General features: G+C 38.2%; 20 protein-coding genes and 4 tRNA genes. 19 read left to right on the top strand and 5 right to left on the bottom strand.

The features are described 5' to 3' along the window. The first annotated feature begins 38 nt into the window (after nt 1–38). Complete coding sequence (locus IW22_RS13205) at nt 39–512, top strand: hypothetical protein (protein ID WP_034727101.1); 474 nt, start codon at nt 39–41, stop codon at nt 510–512. A gap of 11 nt (nt 513–523) precedes the next feature. Further along, on the top strand, nt 524–709 hold the full coding sequence (locus IW22_RS13200; RefSeq protein WP_034727099.1) for a DUF6496 domain-containing protein: 186 nt from the start codon (nt 524–526) through the stop codon (nt 707–709). A gap of 71 nt (nt 710–780) precedes the next feature. On the opposite strand, the gene glgP is transcribed toward IW22_RS13200, so the two are convergent. Continuing rightward, nucleotides 781–2436, bottom strand: a complete 1656-nt coding sequence (gene glgP, locus IW22_RS13195) for an alpha-glucan family phosphorylase (RefSeq protein WP_034727096.1) — start codon at nt 2434–2436, stop codon at nt 781–783. A gap of 203 nt (nt 2437–2639) precedes the next feature. On the opposite strand from glgP, the gene IW22_RS13190 reads away from it, so the two are divergent. Then, nucleotides 2640–3437: a hypothetical protein gene (locus tag IW22_RS13190; RefSeq protein ID WP_034727095.1), complete on the top strand. Its 798-nt coding sequence runs from the start codon at nt 2640–2642 to the stop codon at nt 3435–3437. A 171-nt stretch (nt 3438–3608) separates the two neighbouring features. After that, entirely contained in the window at nt 3609–5708 is a 2100-nt protein-coding gene (locus tag IW22_RS13185) for a T9SS type B sorting domain-containing protein (protein ID WP_034727093.1), read from the top strand. Nucleotides 5709–5782: 74 nt separating this feature from the next. Here the strand turns inward: IW22_RS13185 and IW22_RS13180 are convergent, their stop codons facing one another. Then, entirely contained in the window at nt 5783–6118 is a 336-nt protein-coding gene (locus IW22_RS13180; RefSeq protein WP_131401730.1) for a nuclear transport factor 2 family protein, read from the bottom strand. 84 nt (nt 6119–6202) lie between these two features. Here IW22_RS13180 and IW22_RS13175 point away from each other — a divergent pair, with 84 nt between their 5' ends. The 3 genes from IW22_RS13175 (at nt 6203) to IW22_RS13165 (ending at nt 9777) form a co-directional block, all read left to right on the top strand. Further along, entirely contained in the window at nt 6203–6790 is a 588-nt protein-coding gene (locus tag IW22_RS13175) for a DUF1572 family protein (RefSeq protein ID WP_034727090.1), read from the top strand. A gap of 70 nt (nt 6791–6860) precedes the next feature. Then, a complete protein-coding gene (gene mtaB / locus IW22_RS13170) occupies nt 6861–8207 on the top strand; it encodes a tRNA (N(6)-L-threonylcarbamoyladenosine(37)-C(2))-methylthiotransferase MtaB (RefSeq protein ID WP_034727088.1) in 1347 nt (448 codons plus the stop codon). Between the two features lie 52 nt (nt 8208–8259). After that, nucleotides 8260–9777: an FMN-binding glutamate synthase family protein gene (locus tag IW22_RS13165; protein WP_034727087.1), complete on the top strand. Its 1518-nt coding sequence runs from the start codon at nt 8260–8262 to the stop codon at nt 9775–9777. 64 nt (nt 9778–9841) lie between these two features. On the opposite strand, the gene IW22_RS13160 is transcribed toward IW22_RS13165, so the two are convergent. Further along, nucleotides 9842–10597: a hypothetical protein gene (locus tag IW22_RS13160; protein ID WP_034727085.1), complete on the bottom strand. Its 756-nt coding sequence runs from the start codon at nt 10595–10597 to the stop codon at nt 9842–9844. 55 nt (nt 10598–10652) lie between these two features. Here IW22_RS13160 and IW22_RS13155 point away from each other — a divergent pair, with 55 nt between their 5' ends. Then, the gene (locus IW22_RS13155; protein ID WP_034727083.1) at nt 10653–11105 is read left to right on the top strand and encodes an RNA-binding S4 domain-containing protein; all 453 of its coding nucleotides are present in this window, start codon (nt 10653–10655) and stop codon (nt 11103–11105) included. Between the two features lie 12 nt (nt 11106–11117). On the opposite strand, the gene IW22_RS13150 is transcribed toward IW22_RS13155, so the two are convergent. Continuing rightward, on the bottom strand, nt 11118–11633 hold the full coding sequence (locus IW22_RS13150) for a shikimate kinase (protein ID WP_034727082.1): 516 nt from the start codon (nt 11631–11633) through the stop codon (nt 11118–11120). A 114-nt stretch (nt 11634–11747) separates the two neighbouring features. On the opposite strand from IW22_RS13150, the gene IW22_RS13145 reads away from it, so the two are divergent. The 4 genes from IW22_RS13145 to IW22_RS13130 all read left to right on the top strand — a co-directional run bounded on the left by IW22_RS13145 (nt 11748) and on the right by IW22_RS13130 (nt 12333). Further along, nucleotides 11748–11820: transfer RNA gene (locus tag IW22_RS13145), tRNA-Lys, on the top strand. A 38-nt stretch (nt 11821–11858) separates the two neighbouring features. Continuing rightward, nucleotides 11859–11941 (top strand) — tRNA-Leu (locus IW22_RS13140). A gap of 55 nt (nt 11942–11996) precedes the next feature. Further along, nucleotides 11997–12069 (top strand) — tRNA-Lys (locus tag IW22_RS13135). 191 nt (nt 12070–12260) lie between these two features. Continuing rightward, a tRNA-Lys gene (locus tag IW22_RS13130) sits at nt 12261–12333 on the top strand. Between the two features lie 193 nt (nt 12334–12526). Here IW22_RS13130 and panC read toward each other — a convergent pair. Further along, the gene (panC, locus tag IW22_RS13125) at nt 12527–13375 is read right to left on the bottom strand and encodes a pantoate--beta-alanine ligase (RefSeq protein ID WP_034727081.1); all 849 of its coding nucleotides are present in this window, start codon (nt 13373–13375) and stop codon (nt 12527–12529) included. 171 nt (nt 13376–13546) lie between these two features. Here panC and IW22_RS13120 point away from each other — a divergent pair, with 171 nt between their 5' ends. From IW22_RS13120 to gldN, 7 genes are all read left to right on the top strand, one after another. Further along, a complete protein-coding gene (locus tag IW22_RS13120) occupies nt 13547–14317 on the top strand; it encodes a glycogen/starch synthase (protein WP_034727079.1) in 771 nt (256 codons plus the stop codon). A 13-nt stretch (nt 14318–14330) separates the two neighbouring features. Then, on the top strand, nt 14331–15926 hold the full coding sequence (locus IW22_RS13115) for a DUF4270 family protein (protein ID WP_081873951.1): 1596 nt from the start codon (nt 14331–14333) through the stop codon (nt 15924–15926). 18 nt (nt 15927–15944) lie between these two features. Continuing rightward, nucleotides 15945–17798: a glutamine--fructose-6-phosphate transaminase (isomerizing) gene (gene glmS, locus IW22_RS13110; protein WP_034727077.1), complete on the top strand. Its 1854-nt coding sequence runs from the start codon at nt 15945–15947 to the stop codon at nt 17796–17798. Between the two features lie 108 nt (nt 17799–17906). After that, entirely contained in the window at nt 17907–19328 is a 1422-nt protein-coding gene (gene gldK / locus IW22_RS13105) for a gliding motility lipoprotein GldK (RefSeq protein ID WP_034727076.1), read from the top strand. A gap of 61 nt (nt 19329–19389) precedes the next feature. After that, the gene (gene gldL / locus IW22_RS13100; protein ID WP_034727075.1) at nt 19390–20082 is read left to right on the top strand and encodes a gliding motility protein GldL; all 693 of its coding nucleotides are present in this window, start codon (nt 19390–19392) and stop codon (nt 20080–20082) included. A gap of 53 nt (nt 20083–20135) precedes the next feature. After that, nucleotides 20136–21728, top strand: coding sequence for a GldM family protein (locus IW22_RS13095; RefSeq protein WP_034727074.1), 1593 nt, complete (start codon nt 20136–20138; stop codon nt 21726–21728). A 20-nt stretch (nt 21729–21748) separates the two neighbouring features. Then, the gene (gldN, locus tag IW22_RS13090) at nt 21749–22687 is read left to right on the top strand and encodes a gliding motility protein GldN (RefSeq protein WP_034727073.1); all 939 of its coding nucleotides are present in this window, start codon (nt 21749–21751) and stop codon (nt 22685–22687) included.

Below are 22687 nucleotides of genomic sequence, written 5' to 3'. Positions count from 1 at the left end.
TTGAATGTATTCCATTACAATCAAATTAAATAATAATTATGGAAACGAATGCATACAACCAGAAACTGAATCGCTATGTTTTGGCCGATCAGATTGTCTATACCGGATTTTCAAGTTTTAAGGATGCGGAAGAATGTGCCAATAAAAAAGGAGGAATTTTGGTAGAAGTTGGGTTTAAAGATGGAAATGACAATCCTCAGATTACAGATGAAGCCGGATTGATCGAGAAAAAACTTCATTACTACGTATATGCAGGCGATGAGTACAAATTTATCCATTCGTCTGATCCGGGGTTTAGAAAATATGCCGATGAGCTGCAGAAAATAAAGGCCAGCAAAGATAAAACCAGCCCGGATGAAAGGTATTTCGCCAGTTTTGAAATTGAAAATATAGAAGACCCGATCATTGTGATTAAGAATGACCATTTTGAATCGGTGACTTCCAGAGAACGCTCAAAATATTTGAAGCATGCTGAAGTTTATGAATTAGGGGTTTCCCTGCCAAAATCTTAAATTTTTTTATCATGAGCAAAACCAAATACTCAGAAAAAGCTCAGGACAAAGTAGGAAAGGTAATGCACGAATTCAAAGAGGGGAAATTGAAATCCTCTTCCGGAGAAAAAGTGACCGACAGAAAACAGGCCATTGCCATAGGTATTTCCGAAGCTAAAGAAAAAGGCTTAAAAGTACCGAAGAAGAAAAAAGAATAACTTTCAATAACAAAAATTCCGTGAAAATGTTTTCACGGAATTTTTTATGGGTAAATCAAATTCTGATTTGATTATTTATATAGAATTTTATAATATTCGTCTGCCATTCGGTCGCTGTTAAAGTGCTCTTGAACATCATTCATCGCATTATACTGAATCTTTCTCCATTGATCCGGATTGTCATAATACATAGGTAGAATTTCTTTTTCAAGGATATCATACAAAGCATTCAGATCATAAGTATCCTGTTCGTAGATGCTCATATTCATATAGTCTGCTTTTGGAACGACGAATGAATTTTCTCCCGGTTTTGCAAACTCAGGAATCCATCCGTCATCGGTAGAAAGGTTCACAGATCCGTTCATAGCTGCTGACATTCCTGAAGTTCCGGAAGCTTCTCTCGGTACTCGAGGGTTGTTGAGCCATAAATCAGAACCTTGCTTCATCGATTTACTTAATGCCAGTTCATAACCTGTAAGAACAGCCATATTTTTATGATTCTTGCTTTCTTCTACCAGGGTGTTGAAGGTGGAAATCGCAGAATAATCCATCGGATATGGTTTCCCGGACCAAATAATCTGTACCGGATATTTCGGGTTATTCAGTAATTTGTAGAATCTTTCTTTATCATGTAAAAGTAGGTCTGCACGTTTGTAGCCCGCAAATCTTCTGGCCCAGACAATGGTGAAAATATTAGGATTGAATAAATTTCCCGTCTGATCAGCCACAATGGTGAAAAGTCTCTTCTTTAAATGTTTTTTGCGGTAATCGAAAACAGTTGTGTCATTTTCGTCTTTGGCGTTATAAAGAGGTTTATCTGACCAGTATTTGAATTCCTGAGCGTTGGTAATAGAAGTAATTTCGCATATTCCAGGATATTTACTCCACATTGCTCTTGAAACCACGCCATGCAGCTGGGAAACACCATTGGCCATTCTGGCCATTTTCAAAGCACATAAAGAATGGTTGAAACGATCGTCATCTGTTCCCTCAATGCTTTTTACGTCCTGCATACTAAAACCTGAGAAATAAGACATATCATAACACAGTTTCAGATTGTGTTTTTCATTTCCTGCCTCTTCAGGAGTGTGGGTAGTGAAAACCAGTTTCTCTTTTACCCTGTTCAGATCTCCATTGTATTTTTTCAGAAGATAGAATGCGGCGGGAAGTCCGTGGGCTTCATTCAGATGGTATACATCTCTTTCCGCGTTCATTTCATCCAGTAATTTGGCGCCTCCTTTTCCCAGCAGGATATATTGAGCCAGCTTTGTAGACTCATTCGCATCATATAATTTGTGACAGATCGTTTTGGAGACATGATCGTTTTCCGGGACATCTGTAGAAAGGAAAAACATCGGGGCTGTATTGAAAATCTCAGGATCAAGGTACCATACTTTCACCCATACCGGTGCGCTGTGGATCTCGATCTGGAATTTTATTCCGGTGTCTTCCAGGAAGCTGTACATTTTTTTTGTCCATACCGGCTGAAGGGTCTGGTCATGGTTTCTGGCCTGATCGTAATAGCCAAACTTCCAGAGAATTCCGATCCCGATAAGATCCTGTTTCAGATTGTATGCACTTCTCATATGAGATCCTGCGAGGAATCCCAAGCCTCCCGAATATATTTTTAAAACCTGTTCAATGGCAAATTCCATCGAAAAATAAGCGGCTTTTTTAGAATATTGTGGATTGATGTTGTAAGGTATTTTAAAATTTTTAAAATCCATAAATCATAGTGTTTATATTTTGAGGACTAAAGGTATTGATTATGAAAATAAACTCTACATTAATTATTTGATAAATTCATTTAAAAGTATCTGCTGAATAGTTTTTTTACTTACCTTTAATAGGTAAATTTTTGAAAATCAAAAACTTCTAACGGTGAGAACCATTATGGCATGTGTTCTTTGGTCACATAAAAAAATCACCCATGAAAAAGACATTTTCTGATGAAGATTTAATAAAGAATCTGAGCCTATACTACATGAACCGGCATTTGAAAAAAAAGCCGATGGAAAAGTATCACCGTAAAATAGACGAATCTCTACTTCATGACCGCGAAAAATACAGAAAAAAGTCAGAGATTCTGCTGCTTAATTCTTTTATGCATCATTTCCCCGATGTGAAATTTGAAGACCTCACCTGCGAAAGTCCCGACTTTATCGCCAAACTCAACGACAAAAAGATCGGAATAGAATTGACCGAAGTGATCAATCATCTGGAAATGAAAAAGGTAGAAAGTACCTTGAATAAGATGTTCCGTCAGGCAGAAATAGTATTAGAACAGGAAGACACCGCGAAGTACCGTGGTGTTTATTTTTTAGAATTCCACCCAAATATTAAATTTGATAATATAGAAGAACAGGAAGAAAATATCATCAATATTTACAAAAGCATCAAAAAGAACAAACCAGTAGGCTGTGTAAAGGGGATGCGAAAATCTTTTCACCGCAGAAATGTTTTCATTACCCATGAATACAGCATGAATCTTTTTGACGAACTCTGCTCCGAAAAGATCCTCGACCTTATTGATAAGAAAAATGAAAAGTTCCCTTATTATGATACTTCGGTAGATGAATGCTGGCTCGTGATTGTATCAGATATGAATTCCATAGCGTCAAGATATACGTTTATTCAGGATAAAGAGCATTTGCAGGAAGTAAAGAGTCCGTTCCATAAAATCTTTCACCTTGAAAATCTTTGTGGGAATATTACAAGTATAAAATAGTCGCTATTTATTCGATTATATCGTAATTATTTTATGTTTTTATTTAAAATAATTTAAGATTTTTAAAAATCCATTGTTTGTGATTAAAATATAGGTATATTTGATGTATGTGTTGTAAATCAATGCATACCGTGTGTTTTTCACATTATATTCACCAAAAACTGTATATCTATGAAAAAACTTTTACTTCTTATTTTTTTCGGTATATCGCGTGCTTTCTTTGCTCAGGCAGACTGCGCTACGGCCCTTGCGGTCTGCGGAAACTCTAATATTACCTATAGCCCTCTGGGAATTGGCGCTGTGAATGAAAACCTGGGAGGATGTCTGTCATCCGGTGAGCATAATTCAATCTGGTATAAAATTACCATTGCCACCAGTGGAACGCTTACTTTTGATCTGGTTCCCAATGATCCGAATGCTGATTATGACTGGGCCATTTATGGGCCTAATGTTTCTTGCGGAAGCCTGGGTTCGCCCATTCGCTGTAATGCGGCGACAGTTGTTGGAGTGGGAGCATCTACGGGAATGAATATGACCAGTACCATTACCAATGCACTTGGGGGCTCACCAACACCGTATTGCAGATATATGGATGTTCTGGCAGGTCAAACCTATTATTTATACATCGATAACTGGGTGGATGTCTTTAATCCTACGATAGCTCCTTTTGCTTTAACATGGGGCGGTACGGCAACACTGGCATCTCCGTTTACAGATCCGGCTACACAGCCTTATCCGTTTACGCCTCCGGGAGTTCCTGCGGCTAACCCTGCAGATCCGAGAGAAGTAGTGGTATGCGTTAATCCGGCTGTATTTGATTTTTCTACACTGACTGCGGGAATTCTTAACGGAAATCCTAATTTTTATGTAAGTTACCACACAAGCCAGAATGATGCGTTAACCGGAAATAATGCCATTACCGTTCCGACTTTGGTCAATATGACTTCCGTGTACTACTACAGCATTGGCTACACAGATCCGACCAATCCGACCAGTCCGCTTAATAAGTGTAAACAGATTGGAACCTTTAAATTCAGAGACGGTAAAATCACCACGAAAAATGCTACGTTGACCCAATGTAACAATAATAATGCAGGAACCGCACTGTATGACCTTACTACCGCGGACGTTTTTGCAGATCCGACGGTAACAAAAAAATACTACAACACGCTTTCAGATCTGAATGCAGGTATCAATGAAATCACGAATCCGACAGCATTTATTTCTGCTGAAGCAACGATTTACGTAAAAGTGACTTCCACATTCGGATGCAGCGGCATTGCACAGATCACATTGAAATTTCATCCTGTAGTGACGGTGGCGGACGCTACTTTGAGATCATGTTCTATCGAGAGCAGTCCGTCTACGGCATCTTTCAATCTTACTTCTGCACCTGTAACCGGAGTAACCGGCGCAGTGAAAAAATATTATCCTTCGGCAACGGATGCTGCGAATCAGACTAATGAAATTTTAACGGGTACAGCCTATATTGCTCCAAGCGGAGTGGTGTATGTAAGGGTTTCCAATGCTCAGGGCTGTTATAATATCGCTAAAGTAACACTGGTAGTGATTCCGCCTGTTTATTCAACCACTCTTAAAGACAAAATCATTTGTGTGGAAGACAAAACAACGCTGGATGCAGGCCCTGGATTCAACAGCTATCTATGGAGTACCGGAGCGACAACGCAGGCGATCACCAATGTTGGTGTAGGAACCTATTGGGTAAAACTTAAAACCGGCGACTGTACGGTGGTGCAGAATGTAAAAGTATATCCTTCCGAGCAGCCTGTGGTTTCAAATATTGAAATTTCAAACACAACGGTTACGGTATATGTGATAGGAGGGACACCGGCTTACAAATATTCTTTGGATAATATCAACTGGCAGGATTCCAATGTATTTACTAACCTTAAAAGAGGAGATGCTACGATATATGTAAAAGATTCTTACGACTGTGATCCTATAGATATCAGCATCGTGGTGCCTAATCTTGTAAATGTCATCACGCCAAACGGTGACGGATATAATGATATTATTGATTATTCGGCCTTGGCAAACAAGAAAAACCTAGTCATGAATATCTTTGACCGTTATGGAAATATGATCTTCCAGGTGGATAAATCTACCGGTTACAAATGGGAAGGAACTACCAGAGGAGGTGTAAAAGTTCCGACAGGAAACTACTGGTATTCTGTGGGCTGGAACGAGAATGATAAAATGAGCACACCAATTAAATATTCAGGTTGGATTGTGGTTAAAAACAGAGATTAAGCTTTTTTAATAATAAACTATTGAGGTAAAACCATTTCGAAAGAAGTGGTTTTATTCTTTTATGAGAGTGAAATTTAATTGAAGGCTTTTGTATCCTTAAAATAATCAGACAGATAAATGATTTTTCCTTCCTGTGAAAAATGAACGATTGTACAGATATTGTTTTCGTAAACTCCTTTGTTAATCATACTTCCATAAGATTTTGTCTGGTAAAAATACCTCTGATTACCCAAAGGAAAAATTTCAAAAACCTGCCATTCTATTGAATCATAGCGCCTGAATATCGCTCTGAATAAGGCTAAAATCCTGTTCTTTCCTGAAATTTCTTTGGAGGGAGGAATCCAGATCGTGCTTTCGTCGGTGAACCATTTTTCAAGATGTTCAATTTTTAACGAATTCAGATCCTTCATAAAGTCATTTATTTTACACACCATGTTTGCTGTTTACCTTATATATACGGGAAAATTGCTAACTTGGTTTTTATTTTTACTATCATGAAAGATCTTTTTATAAAACGGTTTCAGTACTATAAATCTCTCGGGGATAAATCATTCGGACAGCTTTCTGATGAACAGATCTTCTGGCAGTATAATGATGAAAGTAATTCCATTGCCGTCATCGTAAAACATATCGGTGGAAATATGCTGTCAAGATGGACGAATTTCCTGACAGAAGACGGAGAAAAGCCGTGGCGCAACCGCGATGATGAATTTGTGAATACCTTTACAGCCAAACAGGAAGTGATCGACTGCTGGGAAGCGGGCTGGAAATGTCTTTTTGAAGGTTTGGATCAGATTAATGATGAAAATATACACCATACCGTGTATTTAAGAGGTGAGGCCCATTCGGTTTTGGATGCAGTCTGCCGTCAGTTGGCTCATTATCCCTATCATATCGGACAGATCGTTTACATTGCGAAAATGATGAAGAATGATCACTGGAAAACCCTTTCCATTGAAAGAAATAAGTCTCAGGAATTTAATAATGAAATGAAAGACCGGTTTTCCATTGAAAATACAGATTCCAATTCATCGCCCGTATGCTTTCAAAACAGCCCTGAAATAAGGGATGAATATAAATAATAGACTGAATCGATTCAGAATTATTATTAAAATTACTATCTTTGCACCCAGAAAATTCAGGAGTAATAAAATGTCTACTTTTCACGGAACTGCCGCATTTCATACACTTGGCTGCAAATTAAATTTTGCGGAAACATCTACTATTGCCCGTCAATTAACAGATGCAGGTTATGACAAAGTAAGTTTTGATGATAAGGCAGATGTTTATGTGATCAATACCTGTTCGGTAACTGAAAACGCTGACCGTGAGTGTAAACTTCACGTGAAGAGAGCAATGAAAGCCAATCCGGAAGGGCTGGTGGTGATTGTCGGATGTTACGCACAGTTGAAACCTGAAGAGATTTCACAAATCAATGGAGTGGATCTTGTCTTGGGAGCGAAAGAAAAATTCAATATCCTAAGCTACCTTGACGACCTGGAAAAAAGGGATAATGAAGGAATTGTTCATTCATGCGAAATTGAAGAAACCGATTTCTTTATCGGAAGCTATTCAATTGGTGACAGAACAAGAGCTTTCCTGAAAGTACAGGACGGATGCGACTACAAATGTACCTACTGTACCATTCCGCTGGCAAGAGGAATTTCACGTTCAGACACCATCGAGAACGTCATTAAAAATGCCAGAGAAATTGCTGAAAGAGACATCAAAGAAATCGTTCTTACCGGTGTGAATATCGGTGATTATGGTAAAGGTGAATTCGGGAATAAAAGACACGAACATACTTTCCTGGACTTAATTTCAGAGCTTGATCAGGTAGAAGGTATCGAAAGAATACGTATTTCTTCCATTGAGCCGAATCTTTTGAAAGACGAAAGTATTGACCTTGTTTCAAAAAGCAAAAGTTTTGTTCCCCATTTCCACATTCCGCTACAGTCGGGATGCGATGATCTGTTGAAAAAAATGAAACGCCGTTATCTTACGAAACTCTACAACGACAGAGTGAATAAGATCCGCGAGGTAATGCCTGATGCGGCTATTGGTGTAGATGTTATTGTAGGATTTCCGGGTGAAACCGAAGAGAAATTCATGGAGACCTATAATTTCCTGAATGAACTTCCTATCACTTATCTTCATGTATTTACCTATTCTGAAAGAGAAAATACGGAAGCAGCAGATATGGACGGTGTCGTTCCTATCCCTGAAAGAAAAAAACGAAATAAAATGCTGAGAATACTTTCTGAGAAGAAGAAAATGGCATTTTATCAGACTCAACTTGGAAAAACGCTTCCTGTTCTTTGGGAGCACGAAAATAAAGACGGCAAAATGTATGGCTTCACAGAAAACTACGTGAGAGTCCAGAAAGATTTTGATCCCGCATTCGTTAATCAGATTGAATTTCTAAATTTAGAAAAAATCCTGTCAGATGGCACGGTTTCTGTGCAGTCATCCTTCGAAAGTTTTTTAGCAAAAGCGTAGTCTCTTTGCGAAAATTCCACTAAATTTATTTTAACTTTAAATAACTACATTCATGAGAGATAAGTTTTTATCTTGGGGAATTGTATTAGTAACTGCTACATGGATTGTCGCATTACTGATCAGAGCGCATTATTGGATACCCATCCTGTTAACTGCCATCTATGCATTGGGTGTTTACAATGCTTATCAGTCGAAACACGCTATTTTGAGGAACTTCCCGGTCTTGGGATACTTCAGGTACTTTTTCGAAAGTATTTCACCAGAAATGCAGCAGTATTTCATCGAAAGGGAGACCGATGGGAAGCCATTTCCCAGAAACCAGCGTTCTGCAGTATACAGACGTGCCAAGAACTTGAGTGACACTGTCGCTTTTGGAACACAGTTAGAAGTTAATCACAGAAAATATGAAGGAATCAAGCATTCCATCTATGCGAAGTCTCCGGTAGAAGAACTGCCAAGAGTTTGGGTAGGCGGAGAACAGTGTACACAGCCTTACCATGCTTCACTTTTCAATATCTCAGCGATGAGTTTTGGAGCGTTGAGTGACAGGGCACAAATGTCTTTAAACAGAGGCGCTAAAAAAGGAAATTTCTACCATAACACAGGAGAAGGAGGTATTTCTCCCTATCACATGGAAGGAGGTGACCTTTGCTGGCAGATCGGGACCGGATATTTCGGCTGCCGTAATGAAGAAGGGAAATTTAACCCTGAACTGTTTAAACAGTATTCTACCCTTCCCAATGTAAAGATGGTGGAAATTAAGCTGTCTCAAGGGGCAAAGCCGGGACATGGTGGTGTGCTTCCGGGTGTGAAGAATACACCGGAAATTGCAAAGATTCGTCACGTCACTCCGGGAATGACCGTTATTTCACCGCCATCGCACAGTTCATTTTCTGATGCTGCAGGTCTTTTGAGGTTTGTTCAGCAGCTGAGAGAGCTTTCAGGAGGAAAACCGGTTGGTTTTAAACTTTGTATCGGTGATACCAAGGAATTCGAAGATATTTGCGTACAGATGAATGTTTTAAAAATCTACCCTGATTTTATTACGATCGATGGAGCAGAAGGAGGAACAGGAGCTGCACCGCCGGAATTCTCGGATGGAGTAGGGATGCCTTTGGAGCCTGCTTTGATTTTTGTCAACAGAACACTGAACAATTACAATTTAAGAAGCAAATTAAGAGTAATTGCCAGCGGAAAAGTATTGACAAGTTTAGATATTCTGAGAGCCGTAGCAATGGGTGCGGATATGTGTAATAACGCAAGAGGGTTTATGTTCTCACTAGGCTGTATCCAGGCTTTAAGATGTAACAATAACAATTGTCCTACAGGTGTTGCTACTCAGGATAAAATGCTGGTTAAAGGCCTCGATGTTACCGATAAGAGTGAAAGGGTATACCATTTCCACAAAAATACGTTGCATACCTGTAATGAGCTGATTGCAGCGGCAGGAAGAAGTTCTTACGAAGAAGTAGATGCCACCATGTTTATGAGAGGAGATGAGTTCGATCATCTGGCAGACCTTTATTTCCCTGATATTTTAGGAAATGTGAAGCAGAAAGCAAAATATTAAAAAAGCATACAAAAACAAAAACCGCCTTCATCTGAAGGCGGTTTCTTTATTTTTTTTCTAAAATTTATTTCTCACTGTCAAGTCTGTCTCTGCTTCCGTAGACCTGAAAATTGAATACGATAGAATTATTTCTTAACGTATAATTGTTCACATTATAGGTAAAATGCGGATCTCTTGCAAAAGCAGCTTTTGATGGAACTATAATAACGCCTTGAAGATTGTAAGGGCTTCCATTCGGAAGATTGTCAAACGCTTTAAATTTTTGAATGGCTTCCTGGAACCCTTCTATTTCGTAGTAACTTCTCTGTTGTGCTACTCCTGCAGTTGCATCAGTTAACACTTTATTTTTAACATAGTAAAACGTTGGGTCAACGATTGGAAGTCCGGTACCGTTGATGGTATTGGCTATAATAATATTAGAAATAAAAGAAACATTTCCGTCTGTACTGGTGGCTGCTAAATAGGCAGTAGCTCTCATCATAATGGTAAGAACGTCTCCAGGTTTAATATCCTTACCCGTGCCAGCTGCTGGCTGTGCGCCTTGTCTCATAATGTATATCGTTCCGGAAGGAAGTGTCTCATAGGGCAGATCAGATAATTTTTTTTCATTGTCATCACTGGTATCTGTCGTGCTGAAAGCTTTTATATTTCCCTGAGCATCCAGATAATTTTCGCTCATAAACTTCTTAATGGCCTGATCGTCATAACTGTTTTGAACGGAAATGTCATCCGGTTCTTTATAAGTTTCAACTTCATCATCTTTCTTACATGCAGAAAAACATAAAGATCCCGCAAGGATATATAAAAATATTTTTTTCATTTCAAAAAACTTTAATTACTTTACAAATAATATAACGGCAAAAGTATAAAAAATTATGAGAATAGATAAATTTTTATGGTGCATTCGTTTTTATAAGACGAGAAGTATTGCAACAGAGGAAATTAAGAAGAACAGAGTTTCGATAGGAACGTCTGCCGTAAAGTCGTCTAAAGAGGTAAAAGTAGGAGATGTTATTAAAATCCGCAAAAATCAGATCGATTACAAAATAAAGGTTATCCAGATTCCTAAAAGCAGGCTGGGAGCAAAGCTGGTTTCCCTTCACATACAGGATGTGACGGACAAGGAGCAGTATGAATTATTAAAACTCCGTAAAATGTCACAGGACTATTACAGAATTAAAGGGGAGGGTAGGCCTACCAAAAGAGACCGGAGAGATATGGATGAGTATATAGGAAATGATATTGCCTCAGACTTTACAGACTGGGATGATTTCTTTGGTGAAACAGCAGAAGGACCCGAAAATGACAGTTCCGAAAACGAAGATTAACATAAAAAAGCTCTAGAGATAGAGCTTTTCTACTATTTCCTGCACAATGTCATCTGGATCTCTGGAATCTGTATTGACACTGAACTGTGCTTTACTGTAAAATATATTTCGTTCAAATAAATGCTTCGCAATAAATTCCGGCAGATCTTCATCAGAAATGTTGGCTATTAAAGGCCTTTTTTCTTTCTGTTTGGTCAGTCTTTCATATAAAGTATTGACAGACGCTCTTAAAAATATACTTTTAGAACTATTATTGATAATCTCCATATTATTGTAGTAAACCGGAGTTCCTCCTCCAAGGCTTAAAACCAGATTTTCTTCCGATGCAAGAATCTCTTCCAAGGCCTCTCGTTCCAGCTTTCTAAAGTGGATTTCACCCTTTTTTTCGAAAATCTCAGGAATGGTTAATTTATTTCTCCTGGAAATCTCTTTATCGAGGTCAATTAGTCTAAAATTTATTTTGTCGCTTAATATTTTGGAAATGTGAGATTTGCCACATCCCATGTATCCGATCAGTGAAATAACCATGAATTTTTTTTAAACAAATTTGCAAAAAAGTTTTGAGATAACGAAAAAACACATATCTTTGCACCACTGAAAACGAGGGACATTATTCAAATGTAAATCGTAAATAAAGTGACCGACTCGGTAGCTCAGCTGGTAGAGCAATACACTTTTAATGTATGGGTCCTGGGTTCGAATCCCAGCCGGGTCACAAGCGAAAAAGATTACTAGATTTTTGTAATTTTTAATGCCTGCGTGGTGAAATTGGTAGACACGCCATCTTGAGGGGGTGGTTTCCTAAGGATGTGCTGGTTCGAGTCCAGTCGCAGGCACTGCAACGAATATTTAATGATTATTAATGAATTTATTTCATTTTTAATTGTGGCCGACTCGGTAGCTCAGCTGGTAGAGCAATACACTTTTAATGTATGGGTCCTGGGTTCGAATCCCAGCCGGGTCACAAGTTTACTGAAAAGTAAATTTTTTTCATATTAATATTTTGTGATTTGGTGTTTCAAAGGTCTCCGCAAGAGACCTTTGATTTTTATAAAAAAAACTTATATTAACTATTGCAGGAGTAAAAAAAAGTTGTATCTTTGCACCTCCTAAAACGAAGGTTATTATTCAAATGCAATCGTTGATAAAGTGACCGACTCGGTAGCTCAGCTGGTAGAGCAATACACTTTTAATGTATGGGTCCTGGGTTCGAATCCCAGCCGGGTCACAAGTTTACTGAAAAGTAAATTTTTTTCATATTAATATTTTGTGATTTGGTGTATCAAAGGTTTCCTCAAGAGACCTTTGATTTTTTTTATATATATTTACCTTATATCAAAAGAAAAGCTCCGGTCTATAAGATCAGAGCTTTTCTTTTATTAATGTATACCAGCGCAATTTTGTTGAACAGGTGTTTAATATTAATCGAGATGCATATTGTCAATTAATCGTACGCCATCTACTACAACTACGATGAATGCTCTGTATTTTCTGTCTTTATAGAAAAAATCGGTTTCCTTCAGGGTGTCTTCATCAGCGATCAGGAAATATTCTAATTTCATTCCGTGCTCATGATCAAAAATATCTGTCACTCTTTCTTTTATTTCAGGAATAGTAACGGTCCGGAACCAGTCGTTTACTTTAATTAACGTCTGATAAATCACTTTTGAAGCTTCTCTTCGGTCTTCATGAAGTCTTTGGTTTCTTGAGCTCAAAGCAAGGCCGTTTTCCGCTCTGTAAATAGAAACACCTGTTACTTTTACCGGAAGCTGCTTCTTTTCTACCATTTTCTTAATAATAGCAAGCTGTTGAAAGTCTTTTTCCCCGAAATAGGCATTGTCCGGTTTGATCTGTCTGAAAAGCTCTTCTACCACGGTTCCTACGCCGTCAAAGTGCCCCGGTCTTGATTTGCCTTCCATTTCATTTTCCAGTCCGTCAAAATCATAATGCTGACTTTCTGTTTTTTCAGGATAGATATCAGCTACCTCGGGAATGTACACAGCATCTACTAATCCTGAGTTTTTGAGGATCAGAATATCCCTGTTGATATCTCTCGGGTACTTTTCCAGGTCTTCCGGATTATTAAATTGGGTTGGATTTACAAAAATTGAAGAAATTACGAGGTCATTATCTTTTCTGGCTTCTTCATACAGGGAAAGGTGGCCGTTATGGAGCGCACCCATAGTAGGGGCAAAGCCTATCTTTTTTCCCATTTCTTTCTGTCTTTCAATGAAATCCTGAAGGGTTTTCTTGTTCTTTATAACTTCCATAGTTTATTTTAATACTAATTCAAAAATACTAAAAATATCACATAATTATATGAGTTTTTAATAATTTGGAAATAGGAATTATCGTAAAATAATGTTAATTAAAATAATGTTGGATGTTTTTTTGTAATTTTGCACATTAAAGCATTTTTACAAAAATATAGATAGAAATTTATGCCGAATCAAAAAATACTGTACATTACTACAGAGATGTATCCATATCAGGAAGATACGAATATGGCTGCAGTGGTAAACAAAATGGCACTTAAGATGCACAATGAAGGCAATGATGTAAGAGTTTTTATGCCAAGATTTGGACAAATAAGTGAAAGAAAATTCCAACTTCATGAGGTGATCCGTCTTTCGGGAATGAACATTATTATCAATGACCTGGACCAGCCTTTGATTATTAAAGTAGCGTCTCTTCCGGGGGAAAGACTTCAGGTTTACTTTATTGACAACGAAGAATACTTCAAAAGAAAGCAATACTATGTCGATGACGAAGGGAATCCTTTCGATGATAACGACGAAAGAGCGATCTTCTTTGCAAGAGGTGTTATCGAGACCATCAAAAAGCTGAACTGGGTACCGGATGTAATCCACCTGAACGGATGGATGTCTTCTTTCGTTCCAATTTACCTTAAAACATATTACGAATCCGATACTTATTTCAAAGACGCCAAAATCGTACTTTCTTTATACAATGAGAAAGACGCGGATCTTGATAAAAATATCGCTGAGAAATTGGCATTCGATAATATTTCCGGATTAAAAGCGTTAGATAATCCGACAATCAAAAATTTTGTTATCGAAAGTATGAATTACGTAGACATGGTCGTAAAAGGAGACGAGTTCCTGGATGAGGATCTTGATCAGGGTTTCAAGGAAACTTCAGCTCCGAAATCAGAATACGTAGACGTAGATTCTATAAACCAACTTTATTAAAAACACATTTTTAATGACTCATACTGTTAAAAGGACTTTTGCCATGCTTTTTGTGGCGGTTTTAGGAAGTGCTCTTCTTTATAACTGTGAACCGGAAGCGGATTCGCTGGGTGAGCAGCTGTTTCTGGACGGTGCTGCAGAGGGGAATGTAACATCATATCCCCTTGTTGCTTATAATATCAATAATAATGACTCTATACGAAGTGATGCCGGAAGACTTTTCAGTCTTATCAATAGCACGGGAGTCTCTACTTCTGCTGGAATTATCGGAGCTTTTTCCGAGCCACAGTTCGGAATGCAGAAAGCATCGTTTATCTCTCAGTTGAGAATGAGCAGTGACAATTTTGATTTTGGAAAAAACCCAAAAGTAGATTCCGTAGTATTGGTGATGAAACCTCAATATGTAGCGGATTCGGTGAAAGCTCCGGGTGCCAAAGATGAAAATATATTGATAGGGACCGTATCTACACCTGTTTCTACGGATATCAAGACTTATCCTGTTGATTACAGAGTGAAATATGGTAAAACTAAGACAGGAGGAACCAATACACTGCTGCACATTAATGTAGATGAAGTAACCACTTTCCTGGATGCCAACTCTAATGATTTCAAATATTCCAATGTAACTGTGGGAACTGGGACAGCATTAGGTTCTGCCGTATTTGACGGAAATGTAAAAGCTGTTACCGTCACTAAAAAATCTGACAACTCAACCTTATTTGCAGCAGATGCAGGATTTAGAATTCGTTTGAACAATGATTTCTTCCAGACTAAAATCCTTGATAAGAGTGGTAAGCCTGAACTTCAGGATGCAGCTAACTTTATCAGATATTTCAAAGGAATCAAACTTTCTGTAGACGAAACGGATGGGTATCTTTTCCAGTTCTCTCCGGATAACATGGAAGTAATCATGTATTATACCAACGAAAAGAACGACAACGGTACGATCACAAGACCACAGTCTTCATTCAAATTATTATTGAGAGGAGGTGTAGGGAATGCACGTATCGGAAAGTATGAATATAGCAATGACACATCTGAATGGGGGAAAGCCATAGCTGGGATCAACCAAAATGTAGGAAATGAAAAGCTATACTTACAGGGGATGGGAGGACCTTCTATCGCGGTAAAGATTCCGGATGCTACCATCAACGAGCTAAAAGCATTGTATAAGGATAATAAAGCAGCCATCGTAAGTGCTAAGATCAGACTTTATGTAGATGAAGTCTGGAAAAATAAATTAAGAAGAGCAACAGGTAATAACGTTACTATTCTTCCTTCACTGGAAACGGCAGGAGTATTTACTCCTACAGCATATCTTCCTGATATTGCAGCAGGTTTCACATGGCTTAATTACAGCGCGGACCCATCTTATTATGAATTCACAGTAACGAAAACAGTAAAAGATATTGTGGAAAATGGTACTGGGACCAACAATCCATTGGTTATCAATATGGGACAGTTTGTAGCTACAGCGGCAGGACCATTAGCCGGATTCAAATCTACTAACAGAGCATTTGAAATGGAAAGAGCTGTTTTTGTAGGCTCAGATGCAAGTAAGACTAAAGAAAGAATTCAGTTATACATCACTTACGGTATTAAAAAATAAAAAAACACTAGACAGAATATGTGCGGAATTGTAGGATATACAGGATTTCAGGATGCGTATGACATTGTGATCAACGGTCTTAGAAGATTAGAATATAGAGGATATGACAGTGCAGGGATTGTTTTGGAAGGTTCAAATAAGAAATTTGAAGTAGAAAAAACAAAGGGTAAAGTAGATGACTTAGTCAATATTTCGGCGCAGTTAAAAGGGACAGCTAAAATAGGAATGGGCCACACCCGTTGGGCCACTCACGGGGTTCCAAGTGACAGAAACTCACACCCGCATTTGTCAAATAATGAAAAAATAGCCCTTGTCCATAACGGTATTATCGAAAACTATGATACCATTAAAACAATGCTTACTGAAAAAGGATTTACATTTAAATCCGAAACAGATACGGAAGTTCTGGTAAATCTTATCCAGTATTTCATGGATGTGAATTCAGAAATAGACTTCCCTACAGCGGTGAGATATGCTTTGAATGAAGTATACGGAGCATACGCTATCACAGTACTTCACGAAGATTATCCGGGCGTATTGGTGGTAGCAAGATTAGGTTCTCCGCTAGCCATAGGACTTGGTGATAAAGAGTACTTTATTGCTTCTGATGCCTCTCCTTTCGTAGAATTTACAAAAGAGGCGATCTATCTTGAAGAGGGACATATGGCTACTATTTCATTGGAAAATGGGGTAGACATCAGAACGATTAATGATAACTCTAAAATTGAACCTGAGATTCAGGAGCTTAAATTAAGCTTAGAGCAGATAGAAAAAGGTGGCTATGAGCATTTCATGCTTAAAGAAATCTTTGAACAGCCTAAATCCATACACGACACGATGAGAGGGAGACTTCTTGTAGACGAAGGGATTATCAAAATGGCTGGGATCTGGGATCATTTAGAGAAATTCAAAAATGCCAACAGAATTATCATCATCGCTTGTGGTACTTCATGGCACGCAGGTCTTATCGGGGAATATCTTATTGAAGAATATGCAAGAATTCCGGTAGAAGTGGAATATGCATCAGAATTCAGATACAGAAACCCGATTATCACAGATAAAGACGTGGTGATTGCTATCTCCCAGTCAGGAGAAACTGCAGATACGATGGCTGCTTTGAAATTAGCCAAAGAAAAAGGAGCATTTATATATGGTATCTGTAATGTAGTGGATTCTTCCATTGCAAGGATTACAGATGCAGGTTCGTATACGCATGCAGGTCCTGAGATCGGTGTAGCTTCTACAAAAGCATTTACAGCACAGCTTACGATCCTTACATTGATTGCATTTAAACTGGGGAAACATAACGGTAACTTAGGAAATGCTGAATTCATGAGCTTAATCGCTGAACTGGATGCTATTCCTAAAAAGATCGAAGAAGTATTAAGTACGACACACGAGCTTACTCAGAATATTGCTAAAGACTTTATCAGCGCTACCAATTTCCTTTATTTAGGAAGAGGATACAACTATCCTGCAGCATTGGAAGGTGCCCTTAAGCTGAAGGAAATCTCTTATATTCACGCAGAAGGATATCCTGCAGCAGAAATGAAACACGGACCTATCGCCCTTATCGATGAGAACATGCCAATCGTTATCATTGCACCAAAAAAAGGACACTATGATAAGATTGTGAGTAATGTTCAGGAGATTAAGGCCAGAAAAGGAAAAGTCATTGCTGTCGTTAATAAAGGAGACAAGCAGGTAAGTGCAATGGCAGATTATGTTATTGAAATTCCGGAGACTTCAGAATGTTTCTCACCGATCGTTGCATCAGTGCCTCTACAGCTATTAGCTTACTACATTGCTGTATACCGAGGGGCCAATGTAGATCAGCCGAGAAACCTGGCAAAATCAGTAACCGTAGAATAAAAAACAGTTGTAAATAAAATAAATTTAGATTTCTTCCGTTATTTCAAAAAAAATCTTAAAAGTTTCTTAAAAAAATTATATATTTACGGCTTAATTATAAAAATTAACATGAAAAGGATATTTCTTTTATTATTGTCTGCGTCGGTAGCATCAGTATCTTGTTCAGGTGGTGGCAGTTCTTCTGTAGGGAAGCCTGGAACGAAAGGAGAATTGATACCAAGAGAAAAAACGAAATCATTTGTTGCGGAAAGACCATTCGGAATGGTGGCTATTCCAGCAGGTTCATTTGTGGCTGGTCTTGCTGATCAGGATCCAACAAATACCCCTGAAAAAGCATCATTGAAAACTGTTACGGTCTCCTCTTTCTTCATGGATGAAGCGGAAACTACCAACGCGGAGTACAGGGTATTTATCAATTATGTGAGAGATTCCATTGCGAGAACTCTATTGGCCGAAGCTGCTGGGGAAGGCGGTGAAGAAGGTGGACGTAGAGGAGCAAGTATAGGAGACTATGCATACCTTGCTAAAAAAGAAGAAAATTTAACACCTTATCAAGAATATTTAGAAGGCCAGGGAGGAAGAGATGACGGAAGTTATGATGCAAGCAAAAAATTAGACTGGAAAATCCCATTACATTGGAGCACTGGAAAGTACCCTGATGTAGAATATGCGGAAGTTTTAGAGTCTATGTATCTGCCTGCTTCTTCCAGAATAGGAAACGAAAGAATTTTAGACGTTAGTAAACTAAAATACAGCTATCAGTGGGGAGATATGGATGCCGCACTTGCTGACAACGAAAGAGGAGCCAACTACCTTAAGAGTTCAAGCATTGCCATCTATCCTGATACTACGGTATGGGTAAATGATTTCCACTTTACTTACAACGAGCCGTTGTTCGAACAGTATTTCTGGCACAAAGCCTACAAAGATTATCCTGTAGTAGGGGTAACCTGGGATCAGGCGAGAGCATACTGCTACTTCAGATCTAAACTGAAAACGGATTACAACGAAAGCTTAAAAAGAAGAAAACAAAGACCATTGCAGTTCCGTCTTCCTACAGAGATTGAGTGGGAATACGCTGCAAAAGGTGGAATGCAAAACGCTACTTACCCTTGGGGTGGTCCATATTTAATGGATGACAGAGGTTGCTACCTGGCGAACTTCAAACCGAAGAGAGGTAACTACATGGAAGACGAGAAAAAAGGTACTTATACATATACAGCTCCAGTAAAGAAATTTAAGAAAAATGGATTTGGGTTATTTGATATGGCTGGAAACGTTTCTGAATGGACAGCATCTGCGTATAACAACTCTTCTTACGGATTCTCATCTACTTTAAATCCTTCTACGAAAGATACAAAGGATACGAAGAGATCAGTAAGAGGTGGATCTTGGAAAGATATAGGATATGCCCTTATGACAGGTGCTAGAGATTGGGAAAGAAAAGATTCCGCAAGAAGCTATATCGGATTCAGAACTGTACAGGATATTCCTGAAGCAGCTGTTAAGCCAAGAAGAGTTAACAGATAATTTAACCGGACAACTATTTTTCAATAACAATTTTATTTAACATTAAAAAAACTAACTTAATATGTTTAAGACTAAAGATGCTTGGATGAATTTCTTTTATTCATTCGGTGCTGCAATTGTAATTCTTGGAGCTTGGCTTAAAATTACTCACATTACCTTGGGACCAATTAATGGTAATATCGCTCTTACTGTGGGACTTATTACGGAGGCTATTATCTTTATCATTTTTGCATTCGACCCTCCAAAATCAGAAGAATCTTATGCATGGGAGAATGTTTATCCTGAACTATTAGATAAGCATGCTAACCCAAATCCTTTACATTCTAATGTTTCATCTAAAAATAATGCTCAGCATTTTGCAGAATTAGAAAATTCTCTTTCAAACAAATTAGACAAAATGCTTCAGGATGCTAAACTGGATGTTCAGTTGTTCGACAGACTGAGAACTGGTATTGACAAGTTCTCTAACTCTGTAGACCAGATCAACCAGACTGTGGATGTATCTGCTTCTACTCATAAATATAATGATCAGCTTAACAAAGCAGCTCAGCATATGGAAAGTATGAACGCTTTATATGTAATGCAGCTTGAAAGCGGTAAAAGACAATCTGAATTTGCTAATAAATATGTAGCAGATATGCAGAAGTCTGCAGAGCAATCTGAAAAATTCAATCAAGAGTTACAAGGTTTAACAACTAATCTTAACAGCTTAAATAGAGTTTATGGTGGTATGCTTACTGCTATGAAGTCTTAATTCCTAACCATTTCTGAAATTTAACTACTTAATCAAAAACAAAAGAAAAGAGAATGGCACAAGGAAAACAGACCCCTCGTCAGAAGATGATCAACCTAATGTATTTGGTGTTCATCGCGATGATGGCCCTAAATATTGATGCAGAAATCATCAGATCATATTATGACTCTACCAGAGCATTGAATGAAACAAGAACTTTAACAGAAAATAAGAACGAAAAAATATTCGAAAAAACCCTTGAGGCTAAAGCAATGCAGGTACCAGATACTTATGCACAGCCTTGGGGAAATTATAAAGTTTTAAAAGGTAAAATTGATGTCTTAGTAAAATCTGCTCAGGATATTAAGGATGCTTTAAAAAAGACTTCAGATTTTCATGATAAAGATCCAAAAACAGGAAAAGAAATTGATGTAAGCGAAAATTTCGCAGCGCTGAATAATAATGAAGCAACTACGGAATATTTCTTCAAAGAAGGAGAAGAGAATACGCCTTCAAAAGGAGCTTTAGATTTAAAAGCTAAAATTGACGACGTAAGAAATTACATCAATGCTACTTTTGGAAACAATCCTCAGCTGAAAGACTTAGTAGACAGAGCTAATAAATCTTTGATCGCTGAATATCCAAAAGGAAAATCTCCGAATGACAAGACTTGGTTTCAGAATAAATTCTATCACCAGCCGTTGATCGCTGCGATTTCTAATTTAGAGATCATCCAGAATGATGCGAGAAACGTACAGTCTGATGCATTGGCATTATTACTTCAGGAGAAAGTGGATGCAAGTATCAAATTCTCAAGTTACGAGCCTATCGTTTCAGGTCCGGTGGATATCCAGGCAGGAAAACAGGCTGAAGTAAAAGTAATGTTGGGTACTTATTCTACAAGTAACAAGATCGCTATCTCAGGGGTAAGCAGAGTAGAGAACGGAAAAGGGATTACCTCTATTTCAGGTTCTGGTATCGGCGAGCACAAACTGGGTGGAACAATTACTTTAACGGATGCTTCAGGAAAACCTCAAAGTTTCCCATGGACGCACACGTATAACGTAATCGCAGGACCAAGAGAAGTAAAACTTGAAAAAGGATTATTGCTTTCTGCGGATAAGATGAATGTAATGTATAGAGGACTTGAGAACCCTGTGTCAGGATCAATCTTAGGGGCTGACAATTCTAAACTTTCACTATCTGCTCCGGGAGCATCTGTAAAAAATACAGGTCCAGGAAAATGGAGTGTGAAGCCTACTTCGGGTAATACAGTTAAACTGACATTATCAGGAACAGATCCTTACGGAAAATCTGTATCACAGGTATTTGAGTATAGAATTAAGAATGTACCACCGCCGCAAGGACAGATCAGAGGACAGAGTATGGTATCTATGCCGGCTACGTCTATCCAGAATCAAACGGTACAGGCAGCAATTCCTGACTTTGACTTCCCGGTTTCATTCACTGTAACTCAGTTTATGGTTAGAGTACCAGGTAGAGCAGCATTATTAGTTCACGGAAGTTCATTAAATGATGCCGCTGGATTAGTGAAAAATCTTAGATCAGGAGATGTAGTTTCAATATTTGATATTAAAGTTACGGCTCAAGGTCTGGACGGTCAGGTTATTAAAAACATTACTCCTATAATCATTAATATTCCATAGGACTAAAATTGTAATTTATTATGAAAAAATATATTAGCACCCTTTTAGTATTAGTTTCGGGATTCGCTTTATCCCAGACTATTCTGAACGCAGCTTCTCCGGAAGAGTTCAGACAGATGAGAGAGGAAAACAAACAAAAAGTTGGTGATACTATTATTGATAAGACAGTAAAGCCTCTTGAATATGGTTTTGTAGAAGATAAAGATATCTTTAAGAGTATGTTTGTATGGGAGATCATTGACATGAATGATAAGATCAACCAGCCTTTCTACTATGACAATCCGGATGGACTTTTGGCTACACCTACAAGATCTCTGTACCAGTTATTATTGGATGCTGCTTTAAGCGGAAAGATCGAGCAGGTTTATGATGACGAAAACTTTACGGTGAAATTAACGCCGGAAGGTATCCAGAAGAGACTGGAAAAAGTAATCATCAATGATGCTGCTATTGATATCCTTAACTCCGGAAGACAATTAACTGATCAGGAGAAAAAAGAATATACCGACGTTTTCAAGACCACTACTGATAAAGTAAAAGTTCTTAAAATCATGGGTATGTGGTTTATCGATAAGAGAGACGGACAGATGAAATACAGACCTCTTGGTATTGCAGCAATGGGACCAGATCCAGCTGTACAGGGAGTTATTGGACCAGATGGTAAGCCGATTGCAAGTAATGACGAGCTTATCGACCTGTTCTGGATCTTCTATCCGAATGCTAGAGATGTGTTGGCCAACAACTTTGTGTACAACAGAAAAAACTCTTCTGCTGACCTTTCATTCGATGATATCATCAATGCAAGAAGATTCTCTTCAGTTATTTACAAATCATCAAGCGGTTTAGGTGATGGTACGATCAAGGACTATATCCCTAAAGATGCTGACGATCAGTTAGCTGAAAGCGAAAGAATCAAAAATCAGATCCTTAGTATGGAAAATGATATGTGGAATTACTAA

Origin of the sequence: Chryseobacterium sp. JM1 (assembly GCF_000737715.1) — a bacterium.
In the GTDB taxonomy this organism is placed as follows: domain Bacteria; phylum Bacteroidota; class Bacteroidia; order Flavobacteriales; family Weeksellaceae; genus Chryseobacterium.
The sequence above is the reverse complement of the archived record's forward strand: the minus strand, read 5'-3'. Positions and strand labels throughout refer to the sequence as shown.